The 24,166-nt window shown below is 47.7% G+C and carries 21 protein-coding genes; 12 read left to right on the top strand and 9 right to left on the bottom strand.

Translation table 11 applies throughout. The annotated features are described in order from the left end of the window. Positions 1-275 precede the first annotated feature (275 nt). Complete coding sequence (locus Q1Q15_RS10820; protein ID WP_300459495.1) at positions 276-1,493, top strand: ABC transporter permease; 1,218 nt, start codon at positions 276-278, stop codon at positions 1,491-1,493. 241 nt (positions 1,494-1,734) lie between these two features. Here Q1Q15_RS10820 and Q1Q15_RS10815 read toward each other — a convergent pair whose 3' ends face one another. Further along, positions 1,735-1,848 (bottom strand): 4Fe-4S dicluster domain-containing protein, encoded by a 114-nt coding sequence (locus Q1Q15_RS10815; RefSeq protein WP_300459493.1) that lies wholly within the window; start codon positions 1,846-1,848, stop codon positions 1,735-1,737. A gap of 271 nt (positions 1,849-2,119) precedes the next feature. Between Q1Q15_RS10815 and Q1Q15_RS10810 the strand changes: the two genes are divergently transcribed. Further along, positions 2,120-2,704 (top strand): class I SAM-dependent methyltransferase, encoded by a 585-nt coding sequence (locus Q1Q15_RS10810; protein ID WP_300459490.1) that lies wholly within the window; start codon positions 2,120-2,122, stop codon positions 2,702-2,704. Positions 2,705-2,775: 71 nt separating this feature from the next. Here the strand turns inward: Q1Q15_RS10810 and Q1Q15_RS10805 are convergent, their stop codons facing one another. The 6 genes from Q1Q15_RS10805 to Q1Q15_RS10780 form a co-directional block, all read right to left on the bottom strand. Further along, positions 2,776-2,979: a CotH kinase family protein gene (locus tag Q1Q15_RS10805; protein WP_300459488.1), complete on the bottom strand. Its 204-nt coding sequence runs from the start codon at positions 2,977-2,979 to the stop codon at positions 2,776-2,778. A 316-nt stretch (positions 2,980-3,295) separates the two neighbouring features. Beyond that, positions 3,296-4,873 carry an NERD domain-containing protein gene (locus Q1Q15_RS10800; RefSeq protein ID WP_300459486.1) on the bottom strand — a complete coding sequence of 526 codons (1,578 nt, stop codon included), beginning with the start codon at positions 4,871-4,873 and terminating at the stop codon, positions 3,296-3,298. A gap of 16 nt (positions 4,874-4,889) precedes the next feature. Then, entirely contained in the window at positions 4,890-6,494 is a 1,605-nt protein-coding gene (locus tag Q1Q15_RS10795) for a hypothetical protein (protein WP_300459484.1), read from the bottom strand. A gap of 4 nt (positions 6,495-6,498) precedes the next feature. Continuing rightward, positions 6,499-7,641: an AAA family ATPase gene (locus Q1Q15_RS10790; RefSeq protein ID WP_300459481.1), complete on the bottom strand. Its 1,143-nt coding sequence runs from the start codon at positions 7,639-7,641 to the stop codon at positions 6,499-6,501. A gap of 15 nt (positions 7,642-7,656) precedes the next feature. Then, positions 7,657-9,516, bottom strand: a complete 1,860-nt coding sequence (gene drmB / locus Q1Q15_RS10785; RefSeq protein ID WP_300459479.1) for a DrmB family protein — start codon at positions 9,514-9,516, stop codon at positions 7,657-7,659. A gap of 24 nt (positions 9,517-9,540) precedes the next feature. Further along, complete coding sequence (locus tag Q1Q15_RS10780) at positions 9,541-12,873, bottom strand: helicase-related protein (RefSeq protein ID WP_300459477.1); 3,333 nt, start codon at positions 12,871-12,873, stop codon at positions 9,541-9,543. A 462-nt stretch (positions 12,874-13,335) separates the two neighbouring features. On the opposite strand from Q1Q15_RS10780, the gene Q1Q15_RS10775 reads away from it, so the two are divergent. From Q1Q15_RS10775 to Q1Q15_RS10730, 10 genes are all read left to right on the top strand, one after another. Then, positions 13,336-13,761: a hypothetical protein gene (locus Q1Q15_RS10775; protein WP_300459474.1), complete on the top strand. Its 426-nt coding sequence runs from the start codon at positions 13,336-13,338 to the stop codon at positions 13,759-13,761. Positions 13,762-13,915: 154 nt separating this feature from the next. Beyond that, complete coding sequence (locus Q1Q15_RS10770; protein ID WP_300459472.1) at positions 13,916-15,187, top strand: DEAD/DEAH box helicase family protein; 1,272 nt, start codon at positions 13,916-13,918, stop codon at positions 15,185-15,187. 80 nt (positions 15,188-15,267) lie between these two features. Beyond that, a complete protein-coding gene (locus Q1Q15_RS10765) occupies positions 15,268-15,498 on the top strand; it encodes a hypothetical protein (protein WP_300459469.1) in 231 nt (76 codons plus the stop codon). Positions 15,499-15,500: 2 nt separating this feature from the next. After that, the gene (locus Q1Q15_RS10760) at positions 15,501-16,130 is read left to right on the top strand and encodes a plasmid pRiA4b ORF-3 family protein (RefSeq protein WP_300459466.1); all 630 of its coding nucleotides are present in this window, start codon (positions 15,501-15,503) and stop codon (positions 16,128-16,130) included. Positions 16,131-16,299: 169 nt separating this feature from the next. Continuing rightward, positions 16,300-17,061, top strand: a complete 762-nt coding sequence (locus Q1Q15_RS10755; protein WP_300459464.1) for an MBL fold metallo-hydrolase — start codon at positions 16,300-16,302, stop codon at positions 17,059-17,061. Positions 17,062-17,552: 491 nt separating this feature from the next. Then, a complete protein-coding gene (locus tag Q1Q15_RS10750; RefSeq protein ID WP_300459462.1) occupies positions 17,553-19,103 on the top strand; it encodes an aldehyde dehydrogenase family protein in 1,551 nt (516 codons plus the stop codon). A gap of 50 nt (positions 19,104-19,153) precedes the next feature. Then, a complete protein-coding gene (pruA, locus tag Q1Q15_RS10745; protein WP_300459459.1) occupies positions 19,154-20,782 on the top strand; it encodes an L-glutamate gamma-semialdehyde dehydrogenase in 1,629 nt (542 codons plus the stop codon). 237 nt (positions 20,783-21,019) lie between these two features. After that, a complete protein-coding gene (locus Q1Q15_RS10740) occupies positions 21,020-21,559 on the top strand; it encodes a TIGR00730 family Rossman fold protein (protein WP_300459456.1) in 540 nt (179 codons plus the stop codon). Positions 21,560-21,608: 49 nt separating this feature from the next. Beyond that, complete coding sequence (locus tag Q1Q15_RS10735) at positions 21,609-21,833, top strand: hypothetical protein (RefSeq protein ID WP_300459453.1); 225 nt, start codon at positions 21,609-21,611, stop codon at positions 21,831-21,833. Between the two features lie 16 nt (positions 21,834-21,849). Beyond that, on the top strand, positions 21,850-22,155 hold the full coding sequence (locus Q1Q15_RS10730) for a putative quinol monooxygenase (RefSeq protein WP_300459450.1): 306 nt from the start codon (positions 21,850-21,852) through the stop codon (positions 22,153-22,155). Positions 22,156-22,287: 132 nt separating this feature from the next. Here Q1Q15_RS10730 and Q1Q15_RS10725 read toward each other — a convergent pair whose 3' ends face one another. Both Q1Q15_RS10725 and Q1Q15_RS10720 read right to left on the bottom strand, forming a co-directional pair. Continuing rightward, positions 22,288-23,598: a TRAP transporter large permease subunit gene (locus Q1Q15_RS10725; RefSeq protein WP_300459448.1), complete on the bottom strand. Its 1,311-nt coding sequence runs from the start codon at positions 23,596-23,598 to the stop codon at positions 22,288-22,290. After that, a complete protein-coding gene (locus Q1Q15_RS10720; RefSeq protein ID WP_300459445.1) occupies positions 23,595-24,122 on the bottom strand; it encodes a TRAP transporter small permease subunit in 528 nt (175 codons plus the stop codon). Before Q1Q15_RS10720 ends, Q1Q15_RS10725 begins: the two co-directional genes overlap by 4 nt. Between the last annotated feature and the right edge of the window lie 44 nt (positions 24,123-24,166).

Raw genomic sequence — 24,166 nt, 5'->3', positions numbered from 1 at the left:
TTTCCAACGTCTCATCCAGGAGACTGCGATTGGTTCTATGCAATAGTTAGTCGCCATTAACATTTTAAAATTGCGTAAGTTAGATAGCAGCTCCTGCCCACGGATATTAATATGTACCGGGGCAATTGGCAGCCCCACAAAAGAGTGCGGATGGAAGCGTGATGGTCGAGACTTGTTGGGCGGACAAAAAAGGTGAATTCGTGAACGAATTAGCTCTTGACATAAGCCTTCTCATGGAAGGACCAAGCCCCATATATGAAATGGAGAGCCCTATTATGAAATTAAGACAGTTTGTTATCAGTGCCCTTAGAAGCATAACCAGGAACAGAATGAGAAGCCTGCTTACTATGTTAGGAATCATTATCGGTTTGGCTTCTGTTATCGCACTCTTATCCTTGGGAAAAGGGTCCCAGGCAGATATTGAATCAGAGATCAGTTCCCTTGGAACGAATCTGATTATGGTTAGACCGGGCAGTACCAATGCCCACGGAGTGAAGGGGGGAGCCGGTAGTAAAAGTGCCCTGTCCATGGATGATGTTACGACGCTCGCTAAATCTGCTGAACATATCCAATATGTTTCGCCACTCATTAAGATTTCATCCCAAATCATTGCCGGTAACGCCAACTGGAATTCAACCATTCAAGGTGTAAATACCACCTATCCCATGATTCGCAACTATGAGCTAGCCCAGGGATCATTTTTTAATAAGAGAGATATGAAGGTGAAGGCCAAGGTTGCGGTACTCGGGCAAACGATTGTGGATGAGCTTTTTCCCGGTCAAAATCCCGTGGGGTCCCGTATCCGTATCGGTGCCATCCCCTTTAAAGTCATAGGCGTTCTCGCTGAAAAAGGCCAATCCTCCACGGGAAATGATCAGGATGATATTGTTTTTGTTCCATCTACAACCGCCCTTTATCGAATGAGTGACGGCAAAACCGTGCATGACATCATGGCCAGTGCCACTTCAGAATCGGCCATGGACCAGGCAAAGGCAGAGATCACCAGTATTCTCAGAAAAAACCATCGCATCGCAACCGGTGGTGATGATGATTTTGAAATACGGGATCAGGCTGAAATTGTCAGCATGGCCACCCAGGTTACCGGCACCCTTACCATGCTGCTCAGTGCCGTCGCCTGTGTTTCCCTGCTGGTCGGGGGTATCGGCATTATGAATATCATGCTGGTTTCCGTAACCGAAAGGACCCGGGAAATAGGTATCCTCATTGCAGTCGGTGCCAGGAGCTCAGATATTTTGATTCAGTTCCTGATCGAAGCGGTCATACTCAGCCTTTCAGGCGGAATCATCGGGGTCTTGACCGGGATCGGGATCGCTTTTGGATTGGGCAAAACCATGGGGACTCAAGTGATTGTGGAACCATCCATGATCATCATCAGCGTTGGATTTACTGCGGCAGTAGGAATTTTCTTCGGTTACTATCCTGCAAAAAAGGCTTCAGCACTTAACCCAATAGAGGCGATGCGATACGAGTAAGTATAACCCAAAATGATGTCATTTATAATAATCAGCACGTCTCCTGCTGCCATATTATTAAACAAAAACAAAAACAGGTTCAAGTTTTCCTGGGCAATCCTCTATTTGTCCACATATTTTGATCACCTGGTTCACATAATTGGATGTTACCATACATCCAAATTGGAACAATATAAAAAAGGAGCAGTAAAATAAAAATTAACCAAGATGGATTTATTGAAAAGGGCGAAATGCCAGAAGATCACATAAACTTCAAGGGAAAAAAGATGGAAAACCCGCCAGGCCTTGTATCCCATGGGCAGGTTTTGACGCAGGTTCCGCAACCAATACACCCCTTAATGGACTTAATGGTCATTTGCATTTCCTCTGTTAGCAGACACGGAGTCGCTTTGTTTGTCAATCACGGGGGGACCATAGCGTTGCGGGTGTGAATGGTCGTGAAAAGAATGTGAAAAAGGTGTGAAATTTGTAAACTTTATTTGTGCCTGCCACATTTAATTGCCATGGCAATGTACAATCCATCCTGGATCCGCTATATAAAAAATCACAGGGATTGTGCCTGTAAAGAACGCAGACGTCAATCAAAACAAGAAACGGTCCTGACCGACCATGATGGGAGCAGCACCATGAATGATACACATAAGCATCCCAAGGGCGCGGGTAAGAGTAGTTTTGAATTAATAAACACAAAGACCCTGGCAGACATTCTGCCGGTGAAACCTGGATTCGTTGTCCTTGATCTGGCCTGTGGCAGGGGGCTTTATTCCATGTTCCTGTCCGGGATTATTGGTGATCAGGGACTGGTTTATGCTGTGGACTTCTGGCAGGAGGGAATTGGCCTTTTAGACCAGGAGATTGAAGCCAGGGACATCACCAATATCAAAACCCTTTTGCTGGATGGGACACAGGAAATGGATATTGATGATGACAGCGTTGATGTCTGTCTGATGGCCACAGTCCTCCACGATTTTGAAGAAATTAACAAGGCCGATGCAGTTTTAAAACAAATCCATCGCATATTAAAACCCGGTGGATGTCTTGCTGTTGTTGAGTTCAAGAAAATTGAAGGACCTCCTGGTCCGCCCATGAAGATTCGGCTGTCTGAAGGGGAGGTTGAAAAAATGGTTACCGGGCATGGGTTTGAACGAGAAAAAACGGCCGATATGGGTCAATACAACTATCTGGTCACGTTTCGGTCAAGGGGAAATTAAGCCTGAATTTCAGCAGGTATTTGAAGGCCGATGGAATCAATTTCTCGTTTTTCAGTTGTTTTTATCCAGAATCAAAATTTGAATCTTTCTGTTGTAGCATAAGGCTCTACCAAGGCCGAATATTTGTCATAGAGGGCCTGAATGGTATTGGTGTTAAAGGCATTTTCAATGACCTCTGCGACATACCTGTCATATTGTTCTTTGTAAATTGTATCGGCATATATCTTTTCGATCAGTGGCCAACTGCCGATTTCAATGTTTGAAAAATCCAGCAAGGAATTCTCTACATTTCTTCATCCCTTGGCACCAACAAAGAAGGTAAAATTAAAGCGTCGGGAAAACATCTTATTTCGGTCCGGCGGCAGGGAAATTATTTCTCCCTTGTCAGAATGGTAAATCTCTATTCCCTTCTCCTGAACCATGCCCAAACAGCTGACGGCATGCTGCGTTTCAACATTAACAGCAGTGATGAGAACAGACACGAACTTGAAGCGTTGCTGAAAAAATATTGCAAAACCTTTGTCCTGATCACAGGTTAGGGTTTTAGCGAACTGCTAATGGCTAAAAGCTAACCACACAGCTATAAAGTTTTTATGATAAAATCAGGGAAAGACTTGCCATGGCACGGCTCATCCCCACATATAACAGGGGCAGATATTTTTCATCCTGGTAATGATGATCAAGATCCACAAGGAGGATACACTTGTTTTCAAGACCCTTGAATTCGTGTATCCGGGCATAGGAAATTTTAGGGATCAAAAAAATATCTTGAATTGAATTTTCATCCAGCACCTGGATGTTGCTGCGGGATGCTTTATTCAGAAGGGCGGCACAGGACACCTTAAACGGGACAGGGGATAAAATAGTAATATCGCCCAGGGCAACCCCTTCCCGGGTCACCAGGCGGTTCAACTCCCGGGCAAGTTCACGCTCAGGATGGCCATGGCTCGGATGGATGACTACCTCAGGTCCATGTCCTGTGCCGGTATCGCCGATATCATATTGCGTGAGGGCCTGGATTTTTTTTAAAATCGGTGTGGTATTCCGGCAGTTTTTTCGCAGTGGAATGCACACAGGATTCATCTTTAACAGGGAGTCCAGGGCTTGTTTTTGATAACACCCCCAAATGCCGGATTGATGGTTGATGTCATGAAAAATTGTCCAGCAACCGGTGGAAAAAGACCCGTTTAAAAAGGATGCCAGTGTTGCCAGATCGTCAAAATTAAAGAGGTCCTGGCCCTCATCCACGATGAGCCGATCAAAGGATTTAATCCGGTTTTGTTGGGCCTTCAGTTCCAGTTGATCAATGGTTGAAACCAATAGGTTGGGTTTTCTAAGCCGGGCATGCAGATATCGTTCAAGCCACACGGATTTGCATACAAACAGAACCGTGTTATGAGATTGCGCAGCCCTTCGACACAGTTCTGCCGCCATCAAGGTTTTCCCGGTACCTGCTCCCCCGCTGCACATGACCCTGTCATTGGCCTGGGCCACATCCAGTAAACGGAACTGGTCGTGGGTTAATCTGCACATCCGGTCATGGATCGTGTCTAATTGAGCAGACAGGCAAGCAAGGGTTTCAAATTCCGGGCGAAGATAGGCTTCAATCTGCTGTATCTCCTCATCACTAAGACGGGTTGCGGTTTTCCGCCGGTCAAGGGATATCCAGTAGCGGATAAGGGCCTTCAGCCAGGCATCAAAGCAATCAAACGCAGCGGCATCCAACAGGGTTTTTGGGTCCCATTCAAGGGTTTCCAGATCCAGGGCGCAATCCGGGAAAATAACCCCATATCCGATGCACATACGGGTGATCAACGGGTGACCCAACTGGTTTCCCAAATCATTTTTAATGGAGTGCAGGGCATCGTTTGCCTGGACAAAAGGACTTCTTCTGCTGGTATGGTCAATCCCTTTTTTATCCCTGAAATGCCAGAGTCCCTCCTTGTCCCGGGAGACGGACCCGCCTTTGACCTCAAAAACAAAAAGGCCATACCTGCTTAACAGCACAAAATCAGCTTCGCCAAACCGTTGTTTGATATGGCGGGGCACATTTAAGGAATGGAAACACACGGATGTCTTGTCCAGGGAGGGGAACTGTGAAAATTTTTCAAAGACCTGAAGTTCGGCTGTGCTGTTATTGTCATAGGGTTGGCAGGGTAACATTCTCATGGGGTTGACATATCCTTCAGGCCGTATAGAGCATGTCAAAGTGCTTTTTTTCATCATCCGTCAATTCTGTGGCTTCCAATAGGGTCTTGAAGAGAGGGATATCAATGGATTCCTTGAACACGACGTTTCCAATGAGCTTCAATTTTAATCCGCCCTCTCTTGTATAGTGCAGATCTGACAGTTTTTCTTTGGGGGCGGTGATATCCCAGTGAAGACAAGGCCAGTCCCTTGTTTTTGCCAATTGAAGGGCACATTTTCCCAGTTTGTGATGGGCCTTCCAGGGCAGGGTCAGCAGCATTGTTTTTTCCCAGGGGCTGCATTGTCCCGTCACCTTGAAAGTGCCTCCAGGAGAAAAGCCATAGGAATGCCCGGCATAAAATTGATTGTGCCAGTCTGCCATGAAATTACACACAGCAGAAACATGGGGCTTGTCCCGGCAGCAGATGCCTTCATCCAACCGCGTCCATCCCTGCCAGGCCGCGTATAAAATGGTGGCAAACAAGTGAATGGGGGGGGTTATGCCCCATTCTTTCATCATCTCCTTATTATCCGGAAAGTCATAGATATCTTTGGGATACAATAAAAAAAGCAACAGGCCTTTCATTACATTGGATGCAATGCCGTTGTCCTGGAAAAAAATGACCGGGTCAGTGATGCCTTCAACACTGGTTGAAATTTCCTGAAATCTTTTTTCCAGCTTCTGGATCAGGTCTGCATAAGGGCTTTTAGGGGCCTGCCGGAAATCCGGGCTTCGTTTAAATTCTTCGTGTAATCCATGTAAAAAAACAGACGCTGTCATGCCCTGGTGGGGATCACAGGCAGACAAGAGGTTCAGCAGGTGCCACAACAATATCCCGTCAACATCGTCGGTGGCTGCCGGCTGTTTCCAGATCCAGTGATGAAGGGTCTTGATCTGTTCGGGTAATACCGCCAGATCAACCGATGCGGATGGCAATTCATGAACCGCTGCAGTGATGAGCTTTCCGGCCTCGGGCAAGGGCGGCAGGGAGGCTGACAGCAGGGAAAGAACCCCGCCCCGGGCATCAGCCTCCAGAAAGTCTGCGGTACATGGGACGGTTTTTTCTGCAAAGGGCGGTGGGGATGTAAAGGCATCAAGCCCCGGGTTTTCATGAAAGATGTCTCCGTCAATGGTGGTTTGACGAAATGCCTTTGCGTTTACTTTCAGGCTGAAATCCGTGGGATGAAAATGGGCATACCGGAAATCCAGAAACCGGTCTTTTTCTTTTTTTGATTTAAAATAAATGTGTTGAATGGCGGTAACCGGTATCACCCCTTGGAAAAAAAAGATGCCTGCCGGGTTTTTTTCCTCCAGCGGGTCTTTACCCTCCACGGGGTCTTTCACCAGGGCGCTTAATTTTTCCCGGGACAAGTCAAGGGAAAGGATGACAACATCCATATCTGTTTCTTCCTGACACACCGAAAGGTGTTTGGCCGGTATGGAACCGATAAACAGCGGGATAAAGCCCGGAGAAAACGAACAAAAATCCTTGTAATATTTTCGATATCCTTCCATGGGACGAATGAGGCTGGTGGTGAGGATACTTTTTAAATTTTCCGTGTTCGTGGCCATTAAAAACGGTTTTGAATCAGGTTTTGCCATCCATTTACTCCTCTTGGTGTTGCTGCCATGTTTTTAATACCCGCGTATCGTCCGGGAATTCATCCAGGATTTTTTTAGTGATGGTGCCGGGGAGGGTGGCATCCATCAGGAAAAAAAGGCGTTCCCTGGCCCTGGAAATCAACACATACATCTCTTTTCTGAATCGTTCATCCCGGGGACCCGCCAGGAGAAATTTGTCTAGTTCAACAATGAAAACATCGTCAAATTCCAGGCCCTTTGCACTTTTTGAATTGATCACAACAATACCGCCCCGGTCAAAGGCAATGGGTTTGTTTTTGTTGCCCAACTGGTTTGCATAGGTGTACAGGGAAAAAATCCCCAGTTGCGCCAGTTGATCGAAGTAATTTGCCCTGACCGTGTTGTTGGGTGCCAGAATCCCGATCAAATGATCCGGATGGGTTTTGTGCCGAAGGGCGATACGCTGGATCATGATTGCTAAATCCGTATATTCGACCAGCAAGGGGATTTCACCGTTTTTTTCCGGCAGCTTTGGGGGATCAGCAGTGGTGGCGCAATAAAAGTGTTCGGCTAAAAGAGCGATTTGCCGGGTATTTCGATAATTTTTAGTCAGTAAAAAGCAGTGGTCCGGTTGAATATCCAACCGTTCTCTGATCTGCTTGATGGATGAATTCATGTCAGCCAGCTGCTGGTTTTCATCAGCCGAGACAATGATATGTTGAAAGGTTTCATCCATGAATTCATAGAACCCGGGGGGCATATCCTGTCCCTCATCAATTAACAAAAACGTATGGGTATCAACGTCCGGATCGGCTTGGTCCACCCGATCCATGACCCCGTCCCAGTCATATTCAAATTTTTTAATCTCCGGCGGGGTATGGTTGAACTGACGAAGGAAAAAATGCCAGAACCAGGAGTGCCAGGTTTTGATGTTAATATCATCGGCCAGGCTGTGGGACATTTTTTCCAGAATTCGATTGTACAAAAGACACAGACACGCTTGTTTGTTCCGGTTTAACCGGTCGGCCAGAATAAGAAAGATGACGGTTTTGCCTGTGCCGGGGGCCCCATAAACAATGGACCGGTTTTTTAATTGCGTTCGCCGCAGAACCCTGTCCTGTTCTTTACTCAATTCTTCGTATGTGGGAAGCCGGAAATCCTTTTTCATGGCATCACTTTCAGCCTAAATGTTCTGTATAAAAGGAATAAATCCTGTCATGTGGTGGCCGCCGGCGCCCATGATAAACTGCCGGTCCAGGAGGCAGTTGTTATAGATGCAGCTGACCTCCGGTAACAGGGAACAGCCATGGCAGGCGGCCCGGTTTAACTGGTCAGGGCCCTGTCCCTCATGCTCGGCACAGATGGGATCATAGGTGCAGTGTTCGGCTTTTGCCATGGCCTTAATCCACAGTTTAAAAAAACTGTCGGGCTGTCCATGTTCACTCAATCCCCCCAGCGAGCCCATTTTATTGGGAACGGCCACATAGATGAGAATACCATTCATAGCGTCACTGCAAAAGATTTTTTCTTTTATGGACGATATGGGATAACCGGAGGTAAATTCCAGTTCCCTTATGATCTGGTGGGCCAGGGTATGTAAAAGAATGAACCGGGCAGAGACGGTCACCTGTCGTTTAACAAACCCCGAGGTTTTAAGCCTTTTTTCCAATATCGTTGAGCGTTCAATACACAAGGGATCTGCTTCCCATGCCTTCAGCTTTTTTTCATCCAGGGAGAAGAAGATGCCTTCCCCATAGAGTTCACACGCGGGAAGCCAGGTGGTTTCTTCGCCCAGGGCAGGGCCGATCAACGCCCCCTGTGTGCCCACCTGCCGGGTAAATCCGCAGAACACCTGGATTTCCCTTAATCGGTTGATGATAATTAATCGTTCAATGGCACTGCCAATGGTCGCGTTTTTTTCGGTCATGTCCGTGGATTCAAGGTAATCCTTCCATTGAGCGGTCTGATGATCGGTGATAAAGCGTTCATGTTCCTGGATGTCTTTGTACTCAGTGCAGATGGCCTTATACTCTGCTGCCAGCATCTCATTTTCACTGGTGACCGCACCGGTTGGGGTTCCATAGTGGGGCCATCCCGCCTTGAGATCCGTTAGGGCTTTTTTCACCTCATCCCCGGTGAGGTGAAACTGTCGGGCCATTTTCTTGAGCAGGCGTTTTATCTGTCTTGTGTCACGGGCTCCCAGGTCTTTGACCACGGGATAATCATCATGCTGTCTGATTTTTGCCCGGATATCGCGTTCATTGATCCGGGATTCCGGCGGAATATCCAATGCTGAAGCAATGTCTGAAAAATGGATACGGGCATCGGTTAAGGGCATGGCCACGGGCGGGTCAGACTCTATGGGTTTTCTTTCCAGCAGCCATGGCTGGCTGCGCATGGTCTGGATCCGGTTGACGAAAAAGTCTTTATTTCTCAGGCCGCTTAAATTGTAGGGGGGAGACCCACAGGCCTTACATCTAAGGGTCAACCGGCCCTGGGGATCTCTGGACAAGATCAGGTGATCTTTGGCACTGCAATGTCTATTCGCTTTTTCGTCATAATGGGCCATGTCTGCCCAGGGCAGATCATCCAGATAGCCTTCACCCGATACCAGGACCCAGGTGACAAATTCAAGTTTACCATTACAGCTTTTCCCTGAAGATGTTGCATCACACGTCAACGCTTCCACGGAGTCGATTTTTTTTCCCAGCCAGGGCAGGTAATGGAGCCGGCCACAGCGCTGGCACACCATCCAGGACGGAAACCGCACGGCCGGGATGCGATTGCCCAGGCGTTTGTTGTTCACCTGGGTCAGGGTCGGGGGTTTTAACAGCTCAACATCTTGAAACCCTTTGTGTTTGAGCCAGATCTTTAAATGTTCCCGCACGATGGAGATGGGCTGTCCCAGAGGATTTCCCTGTCTGTCGGTCCAGAAACGGATGTCGCAGGGCACAAAGCATTCGCTGCCGGCCCGGCAGATTGCCCCCACCGAGCACATGCCAATGGTTTTGGTCTGCCCTACTGTGATGGTGGTCTTATCCATTCCATTGCCTGCCTGAAATAACCATTACCGGGGCCCCATAAACCGAATCCCGCATTCATCATCCACCTGCCGCATGGATTGCAGGGTCACCCAGCTGTCATCATCCGGGCGGTCCATTTTTTTCTCATTGTGCCGTTTTAACAAGGGTTTGCTGTCCTTTGAATGGCTTTGATACTGGAGTTTTTCCTTGAACAGTCCATCGCCGCCGCTCATGTCCTGCCACTCATACAATAAATTGTCAATGTGGGCCTGGGTTTTATCCCCCTTATCCGGTGATGCCAGCCTGCAGCGCTGGGCAAAGCAGGCAGCCGCATGCTGGATCTTGTCATCTTTAAGATTGATGCGGTCCGCCATATGGTTCCCCAGGAGACCGGCCCCATGGCGCATGACAATGACCAGGGCTGCATGCAGGGCCCTTTTCCGGGCCGGGGATGAAAACGGGGTTAAACTGGTGGGTTCAACAAACCGGTAAAAAGATTGATGATAGGCTTTAAAATTTTCAAAATGGGACATATCCCGGGCATGATTGCGGAAATAATGGGCCACCACAATGCCGGGAACATTGTTTCGTCCCACCCGGCTGCCGGCCTGGATATATTCGCCGGTTGTAAAGGGCTGGCCATTGATGACCATTAATCCCAGCCGGGAGATATCCAACCCCACCGACACCATATTGGTGCACAAAAGAACGGAAATGGCCTGATTGTTTTCCCCGGAATACGGGATCTCCAGATCCCCCAGGTATCGCCTGATTTCATTGGCGTTTCGATTGCTGGTCAATTCCGCAATACCGCTTTCCGTGTAGAGCCGCCTGTGGGTTAAAAACCCGTCAATTATCTTTCTTTCCCAGTCGTCCTCATTCCTGGAGACCTTAAACTTTTTACAGAACGCATTAAATCCCCGGGCCAGGGCATCGGTTCGACCCTGTTCGCCATCCAGCAATCGGCGGACAAACAATTCCAGGTATTTTCTGACATCATCCCCAATTAAATTATGGGTGATGCCAAGTCCTCTCAAACTGCCATGATAGGCCACCAGGGTCCACCAGGCATCCTGGATGCTTTCATCGGCATCATTCCACAGGGACGGCGATAACAAGAGGGCCGCACCCAAAGGGGCAAAGGATTCCGTCCGTTTAAATCCCGGAGAATAATAGCCCAGGTATAAGCGGCCCGGTTTTTCCCTGTCCACCCGGGCAAAAAAAGAATCGCTCCAGTTGAGTCCCGGTGACGGGAAAATGCTCACCTCCCGGGCATAGAGTTTTTTTACCTGTTCCCTGGCATTGCGGATGGTGGCCGTGGAGGCAATATATTTGGGGGAGTGGTCTTTGAGTTTCAAGACCGTATCAAACCCGGCTTCATATACCCCGGCAATGGTGCCAAGCTCTCCTGCGATGAGGTGCAGTTCATCCTGGATGATCAAATCCGGCGGCCGAAACGGGCCTTTTCCCCGGGAGGCGTTGCCCAGAAAAATCGTGGTATCCGTATTCCAGGCAAACATGGCAAATTTGTCAATGGTGGCCAGCAGCAGGGTGGGCGGATGGGTATACAGGTGTTCATCCACCACATTCACCGGCAGCACCGGGTTGTCGCTGCCCCCAAAATCACAGCGGCGATTGGTACAGCAAAAATGAAACTGTCCTTGATTTGAGACAAATCCCGATTTCGCCGGATTTTGGTCTAAGGCGAGTCGTTCCCCGCACCAGGGACAGTCTGTGACAACCAGTTTCTCAAGGCCTGCGCCATGGCTTTGTAAGGCATCATCCAGTATGTTCCGGGCATCTTTAAACCGGTTGGGGGAACTGGCGCCCCCCACCCACAACCCGGCGGTTATGGGTTCTGACCCCAGCACCTGGGGGTTTTTCCGGCGCAGGAGCTCAAGGGCGCACATGACAATGGATGCCCGCTGAAATTGCTGTATGGTCAAAAGCCTTAAGGTATATCGCATGATCACGGTGGTTCCGGCTCCGGTCCCGGGAAACCGCATGCGTCGGTGGGTCACCAGAAAGGCGATGATGGCCAGATAGGCTTCTGTTTTTCCGCCGCCGGTCTGGAACCACAGCAGATCCACCAGGTCCCGGTCCGGATTGTTTTCATCGATTAACGAGGGCAGGGTCTGCAGGAGAAACCCCAGCTGAAACGGGCGCCACAGGGGGTTTTCTACCTTGCGCGTTTTCATATAGGCCAGCATGGCGTCATGGGCAAAGGCAAAGGCCCGGGCCACCATGGGGTCTTTCAGGCAAATGATTCCCTGGTTCATTCTGTCCGCTGTTTTTTCAAGCCGTTTTAGCATGGTGCCGGCAACCGTCCGCTGCTCCGGGGACAGGCATATGGATGCCTTCCAGAGGTCGTCTACCCAGTTCTCATAGGTTTTTGTAAAACCAGTCAACCTTTTCTGGATGGTGTCCGGATGCTGCTGAATTTGCGCAAGGCGCGACAATTGAAGGGCCTTGCTGTCAATTTCAGGGACCTCTGTCTTCATCAACGGCACTTCATAGGCGGGAATAAAAGATGCGGTAATTGAGGTGACGCTGCCATTTTTTTCCGACCAGTCCGGGGAAACCCCATGTCCGATGGCATAAACGGTCTTGTCAGCGTAAAGCAATTCAAATTCTTTGTCTTCCCGGGCCATGGTATCAATTTCATTTCCCGGATAGGGACGGACCTGTCCGGCCTGAACATGACACTCAAAAGACAATTGGAACAGATGGGTTTTCTCCCATTCTCTCGGGTCAATTCTTCGGGCAACCGCCGTGTTGACAACAGAAATCGTCACAATATACCCGTCAGGCGCTGCCGTGGGATAGGGCCGCCATTTTACATGGAGTCTGGCAGACGGCTTATGGTCCTGTTCAAGGTCTGTATGGTGCAGAATCGGTATGGGAACCGTATCATCAAACTGCTGGTCATTCTCCGGCGGTTTCAGGGTGATGATGTCCTGATGATCCGGTGTGTCATCGGGCAACGGGTAGCGTTTCCAGATGTTTCCGGTCTTGTTGGTATATCTGGCCGCTTTGAGAATGACGTCCAGGGTAATCTCTTTGTCAACAAAAAAGCTGAGTCCCACGGCTGAAGGCGGTCGATACCGACAGATGGAAGATGCTTTTTTGGCACTATTGGCTGGGGCAGGGCCCTCCTCCACGCCAAACACGGGCAGTTCATCTTCATCCTCATCATCGGTTGCGAATACGTCATTGTCCGGGTCTTCCATATGCCCGTACAATATGCCGCAGGAATACAGGAGCGAGGGTCGTATTTCATTTAATTGTTCGTCAGCGTCATAAAAAGGGCCCACAAGGCATCGCTTAATCCAGTCGTGTATGTCTTGTCTTGCTTTAGTGAATGTGTTTTCGAACATAAGAATAATCAATGTTCTTTATCATGCTAAAGAACAGAAGCCCTCATTTGCGACCGGTTAACTTGAAAAATGAAATAGTCATTTTTAATCACACAAATCCATACAGCATCGTATTGTAATTGGTCAAGGAAATTTCAGAAATTAACAGTCAGCAGGTTCTGTCCTGCATGAATTTGCTACAACTGATACCCTTTAAAATGAATACGGCAGATGTATAAAATTTTAACTATTTGCGTATCGATTACTCCATATCATTTAAGTTTAATATCGCTTTATAGGAATTATAGATATTTGTTACTAATCAATTCAAATGAAATATGATTTTGGGGCGAATAGCATTCAAAATAGAGAGATCTGGAGGAAGAGGATATTACCGGGGAAATTGTAAGAAAGATCAATGAAATACTTGAAGACAGAGAATCTCCACCATGGGTAAGTTCTTTTGCTGTCCATGAAGACCCAATGATTAATGAACCAGGTCGAAGAGGTAAGAGACGAAAGAGAATTGATATTGAATTTGAGTGGGTCTGTCACGGTCCTCGTCACCGTTACCCCTTTGAAGCCAAACGTCTTTGTTCCAACACCCATCCGATTGGTAAATATCTCGGCTCAGCAGGTCTTGGAGAATTTCTTTCAGAAAACTATGCTCGTGACAACCTTGAGGCCGGAATGATTGGTTATGTTCAATCGGGTACTCCTAAATCTTGGGCTGAAAAGGCTCAAAAGAAATTCGAAAAAGAGCCTGGAATAATTCAAGTTTGCTCGGATGGTAACTGGACAAATATTACAATCATTAGTGAGCTTGGCCATTGTTTTCGTTCAAAACATCATCGAAGTACAGAAAAGAGACCCATTACTCTATATCACGTATTTCTAATTTTCTGTTAGCCGCTTTTTAAGTCGTTGTAAAATTTTTATTTTCAATGAAGATACTTTTTTAAGTTTCCTCAAATCTAACAAAAACATGTTGACGGCTGCAAGCCGTAGATGTTTATGTTCATAAACGGAATATATTGTACAGAATATTTCAGGAAATTAACTCATGGCCATCCAACCCGGATTATACGAACAACTGATCACCCAGGCGCTGAAGCAGGAACTGGACAAACTGGATAATGGGCTCCAAAGCATCACCACCCGGGTGGACACCGAAGAAAGCCACGGCATCCTGGCCCGCTATATGGAACACTACCTCGCCGGCATCCTGGCCCGGGTCAAAGGCCGTGACAAGCTTGCAAAACAGATTACCGTGTGCAATAAACTCATCTCCTCGGCCTGTAAATCCATTGAAAAAGATCAGGATGGCCATGGACACATTGATATAGATGGCAGACGTCTGCTGCAAGTCCTTGATCCAGCCCTTACCAATTCCCCCAGGCCGGAAACACCGCTGTCCGTGGGGGCATTACTCACGGCCACATCTGGTGATCCCTCCCTGGTCTCCCAGCTCAAGCAGGAAATGCTTCATGCCGATGGTCTGGAGTGGAATGTAAAATTGTGCCAGCAGGAATCAGGACATCTCTGGGAAAAGATCAATGCCACCTTTGAGACCTATCTGCGCTCCCGGGAGTTCGAACCCGTCTCCCTGGAATCTTTGCCGCGCCTGGACCGAGCCCTGAACCAGGAACGGGGAGGTGGGGCATTCACAGCAGATCAAGAACTCTCCTTTTTCAATATTGTCCCCTATACCTATCAACAGGAAATTCTGGACACCCTGAAAGCGGAAAGAGCGTTGCACCATCGGTGCAGAAATTTGGTGGTGGCAGCCACAGGCACGGGCAAGACCATCATTGCGGCCTTTGATTTCAAACACTCCTTTGACCGTCCCCAACAAACGCGAATACTTTTTGTGGCCCATCGGGAGGAGATACTTGTTCAATCCCGGTGGGTGTTTCGAAATATTTTACGGGACAACAACTTTGGAGAGTTGTGGGTGGGCAACCACAGGCCTGACCATCTGGAGCAACTCTTTGTCTCGGTGCAGACCCTCAACGCAAGAGCGCTTTGGGACCAGGTACCACCGGATTTTTTTGACTATATTGTGGTGGATGAGTTTCACCACGGGGCAGCGATACATCCACCACGAGAAACAGGGTCATCAGATATTGCTGTTTGTGAGGGAACAGAAAAGGTTCAACTCGCTTGCCTGCCCCTATTATTTCCTTGGGCCGGCAACCTATGTCCATCACACGGAGAATCGGCCCATGTCCATTGTGTGGCGTTTGAAATATCCCATGTCGGCACGATTGATCCGGACTACCCGGCGCTTGGCTGTGGGATGATCCAAGTTCCTTTTTATCTTAGCCTATGCTAAAAATGTCAGGCTTGAAACCGCCTGGCAACCTCAAAGATTGAAGATTTGATATTTTACCGGCATATGATATAGAGATACTCATGAACCCATTTAACCCAAAATTCACCATAATCACCCAAATAACAACGGCCATAACTCAGGTTGAACGGGCAAGGGGTTTCCTGGAAGCTGCTCGTCTTTCCGATGATTGGGTTCGGGAAATGGGAAACCAGGCCTTGCTCAAAAAAGTTCATCACACAACACATATCGAGGGGACAAGGCTGACACTATATCAGGCCCGCCGGTTTGCGGCGTTGGCCCAAGGGGAATAGACATGAGTAAAAACAAAAACCATCTGGTTTATCAATTTAAGATTTCTCTTTCCGAAATAGAACCGTGTATTTGGAGAAGAATACAGGTGCCGGCTAAATATAGTTTCTGGGACCTTCATGTAGCCATTCAAGACGCGATGGGATGGTTGGATTATCATTTGCACGCATTTCGCATACGTCCAAAACATAAAAGAAAATTCATTGAAATCGGTATTCCTGCAGATGATTGGGATGGTGATGAGATAATTCCTGGTTGGAAAGTTCCAATTGTTGATCATTTTACTGAACCCGGGCAGATTGCTGAATACGAATATGATTTCGGTGATGGGTGGTTCCACGAGGTCTTATTTGAAGCGATACTTCTCAAAACAAAAGGCACTAAATATCCGATATGCTTGGCTGGTGAACGCGCTTGTCCCCCAGAAGACTGTGGAAGTGTTGACGGTTATTACCGGGTTATTGATATTTTGCAAAACCCTGACCATGATGAATTTGAAGAGTATGTCGAATGGCTTAAAGGGCATGCAAAGAATTATTATCCCTATGATCCTGATGAATTCCTTTGTGATAAGATTCGTTTCGATAATCCAAAACAGCGGTGGAAAATTGCATTTTCCCAAAATGGAACATGAAATAATGGACGCTGGATTTGGGAGTTCTGGAGTTCTGAGTTCTGGGGACGCCTTATTTAATTCTGAATAATGCAGATAGAGATAAATATGGTGTTCCTGTAATTAGGCACATAGGCGCTAAATAAAGAGCCAAACGAAATTTAAAAATAAAAATTGAAGATGAAGTCAAATGAATGATTGGTTTACAATAGATCAAATCGACAAGGAAACTTTTATTATAAGCGAGTACCGCCACTGGGAGGAAACGCATTGTTATCTCTTGAATGGTTCTAAACATAGTTTGCTGATTGATACCGGGCTTGGCATCTGTAATATTTATAAAGAAGTCATGAAATTAACTGACAAACCGGTTACCGCAGTAGCTACTCACATTCACTGGGATCATATTGGCGGTCATAAATACTTTCCAGACTTTTATGCCCATGAGGATGAACTGAATTGGCTTAACGGAGAATTTCCTCTGACGATGGCGCAGATTAAAGGCATGGTCGTTGACCGCTGTGACCTGCCGAAAGGTTATGATGTAAACAAATACGAATTCTTTCAGGGTAAGCCGGCAAGAGTGCTGAAGGATAATGAAATGATTAATATTGGAGATCGTTTTGTTCAAATAATTCATACGCCCGGCCATTCGCCGGGGCATATGTGTTTTTGGGAAAAGGAGCGCGGTTACCTTTTTACCGGTGACTTGGTTTATAAAGATACGTTATTTGCCTATTTTCCGTCCACCGATCCAGTGGCGTACCTCAACTCTCTGGAGCGGGTGTCCGCACTGCCGGTGAAGCAGTTGTCCCCGGCACATCACACATTGAATATTCAACCTGAGATCTTGGGCAGAATGCGGGACGCATTTCGGCAGTTGCAAACTGAAGGTAAATTGCATCATGGCAGCGGAACATTTGACTACGGTGACTGGGCTGTATGGCTTTAAAAGGAAAATACCTAACATCATTACCACCCGGGTGGACACCGAAGAAAGCCACAGCATACTGGCCCGCTACATGGAACACTACCTCGCCGGCATCCTGGTACGGATCAAAGACCGTGACAAGCTTGTAAAACAGATTGCCGTGTACAATGAACTCATATTCTCGGCCTATAAATCCATTGAAAAAGATCAGGGTGGCCATAGAATTCATGCTCTCCCTTCTCAACACAGGTGTACGGGTCTCGTTCAATACCCGGCAGACACGTCTCCATGCCAAGGCCTACATCTTTCATCTTACTTAATTCTGAATAATGCGGTTAGAGATAAGTATGGTGTCACCGTAATTGTTCACCGTAATTGTGTCCTCGTAATTGCTAAAATGCAATTTATCACGAGGTCTGAATATTATGAATTTTACTTTATACCCCCAGGGTTTATATTATGAGGATGACCTATATTTTTAATATTGCCGTTACTCAATCAGGAGGAATTCCATGGAAAAGAAAAAAATAAATAAAATTTTGCAAACACTGGGGATAGAGACGGTGAATAAGGGTGCCACAACCGGCAGCATCAACGGCTGGATTACGACCAAAGGCCAGGAGCTTGTCAGTTACTCTCCCATAGACGGTCAGCCCATTGCAAGGGTTGCCCTGGCAGATGCCGGGGCCTATGATATTCTCATGGAAAAGGCCATCACAGCATTTGCCTCCTATAAAATGATGCCGGCGCCTAAAAGGGGGGAGATGGTCCGGGAAATCGGGAATCAACTCCGGGAAAAAAAAGAGGCCCTGGGCACCCTGATCGCCCTTGAAAACGGGAAAATAAAGGCAGAAGGACTGGGCGAGGTCCAGGAGATGATTGATATTGCTGATTTTGCTGTGGGGTTGAGTCGGCAGCTCTATGGGTTGGCCATGCACAGTGAACGGCCCTTGCATCGGATGTATGAACAATGGCATCCCCTGGGGGTGGTGGGAATTATCACTGCCTTTAATTTCCCCTGTGCTGTCTGGGCATGGAATGCCCTGGTGGCAGCGGTATGTGGGGATGTCTGCCTGTTTAAACCCAGTTCAAAAACACCTTTGACCGCCATTGCCATCCAGAACATTATTGCGCCGGTGGTGGATAAATACGGGGCTGATGGGGTGTTTAACCTGATCATCGGTTCAAGACAGGATGTGGGAATGCCCATGCTCAATGATCCCAGAATTCCTTTGATTTCCGCAACGGGCAGTACGGTCATGGGCAAACGGGTGGGGGCCATTGTGGGGGAGCGACTGGGACGCACCCTGTTGGAATTGGGGGGGAACAATGCCATTATTGTCACCGAAGATGCCGACATGGACATGGCCATCCGGGCAACACTTTTCGGGGCCGTGGGCACTGCCGGCCAGCGATGTACCTCCACCCGGCGGATCATTGTCCAGTCCTCGGTAAGAGAGGTTTTTCTTGCCCGGTTAATTGATGCCTACAAGCAGGTCCGAATCGGTAACCCCATGGATGAAAAAACCTTGATGGGACCCCTCATTGATGCCGAGGCCGTTGCCAACATGGACCAGGCCCTGAAGGCTGCGCAGGAACAAGGGGGGCAGATCCTTTATGGCGGCGGTCCGGTCACCATTGAAGGGTTTGAAACAGGTTTCTATGTAACCCCTGCCATTGTGGCGGTCAAAAATGATTATCCCGTTGTCCAGCAGGAGACCTTTGCCCCTATTCTTTATATCATTGACTATGATTCCCTGGATCAGGCCATTGAACTGCATAATCAGGTGCCCCAGGGACTTTCCAGCGCCATCTTTACCGGGTCCATGTACGCCCAGGAGCAGTTTTTATCCCACAAAGGATCAGACTGCGGCATTGCCAATGTCAATATCGGGACCTCCGGGGCTGAGATCGGCGGGGCCTTTGGCGGCGAAAAGGAGACCGGCGGGGGCCGGGAATCCGGGTCCGATGCCTGGAGGGTCTACATGAGACGTCAGACCAATACCATTAACTGGGGCCGTGATCTTCCCCTGGCCCAGGGCATAGAATTTGACATTGGATAGACATCGGATAGATATTGGATAGACAATGGAAAAAGCAATGGAGAAAAACAATGAACAACAGCATATTCAAATTACCGGCAGCCTATAACGAACCCATCAAGACCTTTTTACCGGGTAGCCCGGAGCGAGAACTTCTGGACAAAGAACTGGCGCGGCAGATGGAGATGACCCTGGAAATCCCCTTGATCATCAACGGCCGGAAGATCCATACCAAGGATACCGGTGTTGCCCGCTGCCCCCATGACCATGGTCATGTTCTCGGCACTTTCAGCAAGGCTTGTGATAAAGAAATTCTTTTGGCCATTGATGCGGCTCTTGCTGCCAAACCTGCCTGGGAAGCCATGGCCTGGCAGGATCGGGCCGCTATTTTTCTCAAGGCCGCAGATCTTATTTCCCGGAAATATACCCATAAGATCAATGCGGCCACCATGCTCAATCAGTCCAAGAATGCCTTCCAGGCTGAGATTGATGCTACCTGTGAACTGGTTGATTTTTTAAGGTTCAATGTACATTTCATGGAAGAGATTTATGGCAACCAGCCCATTTCTGATCGAGGGATATGGAACAGGACGGAGTATCGGCCGTTGGAAGGATTTGTTTTTGCCCTGACTCCCTTTAATTTTACGGCCATTGCCGGAAATTTGTGCACGGCACCTGCCATGATGGGCAATACCATCGTGTGGAAACCAGCGTCCACAGCGGTTCTTTCAGGCTTTTATCTCATGGAGATTTTCATGGAAGCAGGATTGCCCGACGGGGTGATTAATTTTATCCCGGGCAGCGGGTCAGCCACCGGCAAGATTGTCCTGAACCACAAGGATCTTGCCGGTATCCATTTTACCGGTTCTACCCGTGTGTTCCAGACCCTGTGGCAGAAAGCCGGAGAGAATATTGCCCGCTATAAATCCTATCCCCGCATCGTGGGGGAAACCGGGGGCAAGGATTATATTTTCATGCACCCGTCGGCAGATATGGATGCGGTGGTGACGGCCGCCATCCGGGGAGCCTTTGAATACCAGGGTCAGAAATGTTCTGCCTGTTCCAGGCTTTATGTGCCCCAGTCCAAATGGGAGGTTTTCCAGGAAAAATTGACCGCCCAGGTTTCACAGATCAAATCTGGCAGTGTCCTGTCCTATACGCCTTTTTTAAATGCGGTCATTGACGAAAAGGCCTTTGATACCATTGACGGATTCATCAGGCGGGCTGAGGCTTCGGACAAGGCAGATATCATTGCCGGGGGAGATCGGGACAAGTCCCGGGGATATTTTATTGAGCCCACCGTGATCCTGGCACAGGATCCCTATTATGAATCCATGGTGGAAGAAATTTTCGGGCCGGTGCTGACGGTATATGTCTATGATGACAAGGCACTGGACCAGACCCTTACCATCCTGGACACAACCTCGGCCTATGCATTGACCGGGGCTGTTTTTGCCCAGGACCGGCAGGCCATTGCCCACATGACACAACGCCTGACCCATTCTGCCGGCAATTTTTATATCAATGACAAGCCCACAGGTGCTGTGGTGGGCCAGCAACCCTTTGGAGGGGGGCGTAAAAGCGGGACCAATGATAAGGCCGGCAGCCAGCTCAACCTGCTGCGCTGGGCCTCTCCCCGGGCCATCAAAGAAACCTTTGTGCCGCCAGTGAGGCATGAATATCCTTTTATGGCGGAATAGGTTTTGGTGTTTTGGGAACACCTTACTTAATTCTGAATAATGCGGTTAGAGATAAGTAAGGTGTCACCAAAATCCAAAGGCTTTTGAGAAGCACCATTGAACGGATATCCAGGTGATTACCGGTTATTTATTCCGTGAGCTGGCAGTATCTATTATCGAATCATCATTTTTTATGATAAAAGAACCTGAGGAAATAAAAGAATTCATTTTATTTGAAATCACACTTTGGAGAAAATTATGCATTCTATTTGTATCTTCTTAGGCTCCAACCCGGGCGCTGAACAGGTTTATGCCCGGGCAGCCAGAAAAATGGGAAAAGAATTGGCCGCATGCGGTCTTACATGCGTATATGGCGGCTCAAATAAAGGCCTCATGAAACTGCTTGCAGACAGTGTCCTGGAATCGGGCGGTAAGGTGGTCGGCGTTACTGTCAAGGCTTTACGGGATAAAGAAATTTTTCATCCCGGCCTGACAAAACTTCACGTTGTATCCACCATGCACGAAAGAAAGGCGCTTATGGCGGAACTGTCTGACGGGTTTGTGGCCCTTCCGGGCGGTGTCGGTACGTTTGAGGAATTTTTTGAAATATATACCCTGTCTCTATTGGGGTTCCATTCCAAACCCTTCGGGCTTCTGGATGTAAATAATTATTATGCACCCCTGGATGCCCTGCTGGACAATGCGGAACGGGAAGGGTTCCTGAAAGTCCCTCACCGGAATGTGATACTGCGGGCAGACAACCCGGCTGATATGATTAAACGTATGGTCGGCAAATAGGCTGAAACCAATCAGATTTTAAATTGCTCTTATGGGGAGACATGGGTTAATGGCTATTTTTGGAAAGAATGGATTTATCCGGAAACAGCAGGTTGCTTTTGCTAAAAAACTTCTTGTCTGGAAATATGAAACAGACGGCACTGCTTTACCCGATGAGGCAGCAATCTCTGCACATGCAGAAAAAATTGTGAATGATGCCCATATGATTGCAAAAAAAAGCGGCAACAATGTAATGGAAATTTTGAAAAACCAGTTGAAAGATATAAAAAAATAATTGAGGAGATGATGAAATGATAAATGTAATTGCATCCATACAAATAAAGGAAGGACAATTGTCCAGTTTTGTTGAAATTTTTAAATCCAATATTCCAAAGGTTCTTGAAGAAAAGGGATGTATTGAGTATGTGCCGACCATTGACGTCCCTACAGGCTTGCCCCCTCAGGAGTTGAATAGTGATGTTGTCACAATCATCGAAAAATGGAACAGCTTAGAGGATTTAATGGCACATCTATCCTCACCCCATATGCTTGTATACAGGGAAAAGACAAAGACGCTTGTTGAAAAAATGTCTGTCAAAGTGCTGGAAGAAGTATAGTGAACAGATTTTTTAGTTCCGTAGTTCCGGGGACACCATACTTAATTCTGAAGAATGCGGTCAGAGATAAATATGGTGTCCCCGGAATTTGGGGAATTCAAAAGTGACATCGCGCCAGAAATAAGCAGCAGCTTAAGTTAGTATTGAGGGCAGCCACAGGGCAATTTGAGGAAACAGCATCACCAGGATAAGACACACAACCTGGAGGCCAATAAAGGGCAAAACCCCTCTGTATATGGTCATTGTGTCAATCTCCGGCGGCGTTATGGCCCGCATGTAAAAAAGATTAAATCCATAGGGTGGTGTTAATAAAGCGCATTGCATATTGATCAGAATCATTACGCCAAACCAGACAGGATCAAACCCAAGAAAGATGATAATCGGTACAAATATGGGCATGGTCAAAAAAAGAAGGGCAAAATCATCCATAAATGTGCCCAGTAAAAATATGGACAATTGCATAAAAATAATAACACCAAACCCGCCGGTTGGAAAATAGCTGATCATTTCATTGATAATGGTTGGTGCGCCAAGGGCATTGTAAACATTTGAAAAAACCGTAACGCACATGATAATCCAGCCGATCATCCCCAGAAGCTTAAACGTTTCAATGATGGCCCCATAGGCAGCCTTGAACGTAAGGCGCCTTTTTAAGATCGCCACGATAAATGCAGAAGCCGCTCCCATACCGGATGCCTCTGTGGGTGTGGTGATGCCGCCGTATATGCCCCCCATTACAATGACGATGATCAAAAGCGGCAGGATGATTTTACCCAGTGCTGCCAGCTTTTCATTCCATTTTGGGGCTTCTTCTTCAGGGATGGAAGGGCATAATTCAGGGTTGAGCCATGAACGGATTCCAATATAAAGGATATACAATGACGCCAGCAATACACCGGGAATCAGGGAGGCAAAATAAATTTTGCCGATGGACACACCTGATATCCCGGCATATACAATGGCAATAATACTTGGAGGAATCAAGAACCCCAGGAGCCCCCCGGATGCAATTGAGCCAATGGCAATACGGGGATCATATCCCCTTTTGAGCATTGCCGGCAGGGCCATCAGGCCGACGGTCAGAGTTCCGGCTTCACTGGACCCGCACATGGCTGCCAGGATGGTTCCCGCAGCGACGGTTCCCATGGCCAACCCCCCTTTTAATCGTCCTGTCCAGAGATAAAGGGCATGGAACAGTTCATCGGCAATCCCGGTATGGGCAAGGATATTTCCCATGAGAATAAACAAAGGGATCGCAATATAGACCTCGGTACTCAAAGCGCCCTGCATGGATGATGCAAGGACAAAAAGATGAGAAGGTCCCCACAACACAATCGTGAAAATAATGCCGGTCACCAGCAGGGCAAAAGAAACCTGAAGTCCGAGAAGCAGCAGGGTAAACAGGCAGGCAAAAAGCAGGAGCGTAATCAGACCGATACTCATTTCAAAGATTCCTTTCTTTTCTGTTCAGGTTCTAACAGCGATATAAGCTGTGTCAGCCAGCGTGAAATAAACTGAAGGAGCAAAAACACCCCTCCCAATGGAAGGCAGAGTTTTACAGGCCACAATGGCGGCGCCCAGTGGGAGTGGCTGTGCTGATTCATTTTCAGGGCCCATAAAAAACTTTCAGAGCCTTTCCAGATGACAAAACAGATGGCTGTCATGGCCAAAAGACCGGTTATCATATCCAGGATCGCCTTGGGTCTGGAGCGCAGGTTCCTGTGAAAAATATCCAGGCGGACATGGGTATCATGTAACAGGGCATATGCGCCTGCCAGCATGCTTGCCCCTGTAAACAACATGATATTGGTATCCATGGCCCAAATGGTCGGATTGTTAAAAACATACCTTAAAATAACATCCATAACTTGAATGAGCATGATAATAACCAGAGAAAAACATAACACCTGCCCGATTTTTTCGTTCAGGGTGTTAATAATGCCGATCATTTGTTTTACGAAAATCATTTAGCCGCTCTCCTTGAGAATCCGATTTAAATTATTACGGTTAA

The sequence above is a fragment of the Desulfobacula sp. genome (assembly GCF_030145145.1).
In the GTDB taxonomy this organism is placed as follows: Bacteria; Desulfobacterota; Desulfobacteria; order Desulfobacterales; family Desulfobacteraceae; genus Desulfobacula.
The sequence above is the reverse complement of the archived record's forward strand: the minus strand, read 5'-3'. Positions and strand labels throughout refer to the sequence as shown.

Coding starts and splice junctions, on each gene's coding strand:
- Q1Q15_RS10820 (WP_300459495.1), top strand. CDS start 276: ATGAAATTAAGACAGTTTGTTATCAGTGCCCTTAGAAGCATAACCAGG.
- Q1Q15_RS10815 (WP_300459493.1), bottom strand. CDS start 1,848: ATGACCATTAAGTCCATTAAGGGGTGTATTGGTTGCGGAACCTGCGTC.
- Q1Q15_RS10810 (WP_300459490.1), top strand. CDS start 2,120: ATGAATGATACACATAAGCATCCCAAGGGCGCGGGTAAGAGTAGTTTT.
- Q1Q15_RS10800 (WP_300459486.1), bottom strand. CDS start 4,873: ATGAGAATGTTACCCTGCCAACCCTATGACAATAACAGCACAGCCGAA.
- Q1Q15_RS10795 (WP_300459484.1), bottom strand. CDS start 6,494: ATGGCAAAACCTGATTCAAAACCGTTTTTAATGGCCACGAACACGGAA.
- Q1Q15_RS10790 (WP_300459481.1), bottom strand. CDS start 7,641: ATGAAAAAGGATTTCCGGCTTCCCACATACGAAGAATTGAGTAAAGAA.
- drmB (WP_300459479.1), bottom strand. CDS start 9,516: ATGGATAAGACCACCATCACAGTAGGGCAGACCAAAACCATTGGCATG.
- Q1Q15_RS10780 (WP_300459477.1), bottom strand. CDS start 12,873: ATGTTCGAAAACACATTCACTAAAGCAAGACAAGACATACACGACTGG.
- Q1Q15_RS10775 (WP_300459474.1), top strand. CDS start 13,336: ATGATTAATGAACCAGGTCGAAGAGGTAAGAGACGAAAGAGAATTGAT.
- Q1Q15_RS10770 (WP_300459472.1), top strand. CDS start 13,916: ATGGCCATCCAACCCGGATTATACGAACAACTGATCACCCAGGCGCTG.
- Q1Q15_RS10765 (WP_300459469.1), top strand. CDS start 15,268: ATGAACCCATTTAACCCAAAATTCACCATAATCACCCAAATAACAACG.
- Q1Q15_RS10760 (WP_300459466.1), top strand. CDS start 15,501: ATGAGTAAAAACAAAAACCATCTGGTTTATCAATTTAAGATTTCTCTT.
- Q1Q15_RS10755 (WP_300459464.1), top strand. CDS start 16,300: ATGAATGATTGGTTTACAATAGATCAAATCGACAAGGAAACTTTTATT.
- Q1Q15_RS10750 (WP_300459462.1), top strand. CDS start 17,553: ATGGAAAAGAAAAAAATAAATAAAATTTTGCAAACACTGGGGATAGAG.
- pruA (WP_300459459.1), top strand. CDS start 19,154: ATGAACAACAGCATATTCAAATTACCGGCAGCCTATAACGAACCCATC.
- Q1Q15_RS10740 (WP_300459456.1), top strand. CDS start 21,020: ATGCATTCTATTTGTATCTTCTTAGGCTCCAACCCGGGCGCTGAACAG.
- Q1Q15_RS10735 (WP_300459453.1), top strand. CDS start 21,609: ATGGCTATTTTTGGAAAGAATGGATTTATCCGGAAACAGCAGGTTGCT.
- Q1Q15_RS10730 (WP_300459450.1), top strand. CDS start 21,850: ATGATAAATGTAATTGCATCCATACAAATAAAGGAAGGACAATTGTCC.
- Q1Q15_RS10725 (WP_300459448.1), bottom strand. CDS start 23,598: ATGAGTATCGGTCTGATTACGCTCCTGCTTTTTGCCTGCCTGTTTACC.
- Q1Q15_RS10720 (WP_300459445.1), bottom strand. CDS start 24,122: ATGATTTTCGTAAAACAAATGATCGGCATTATTAACACCCTGAACGAA.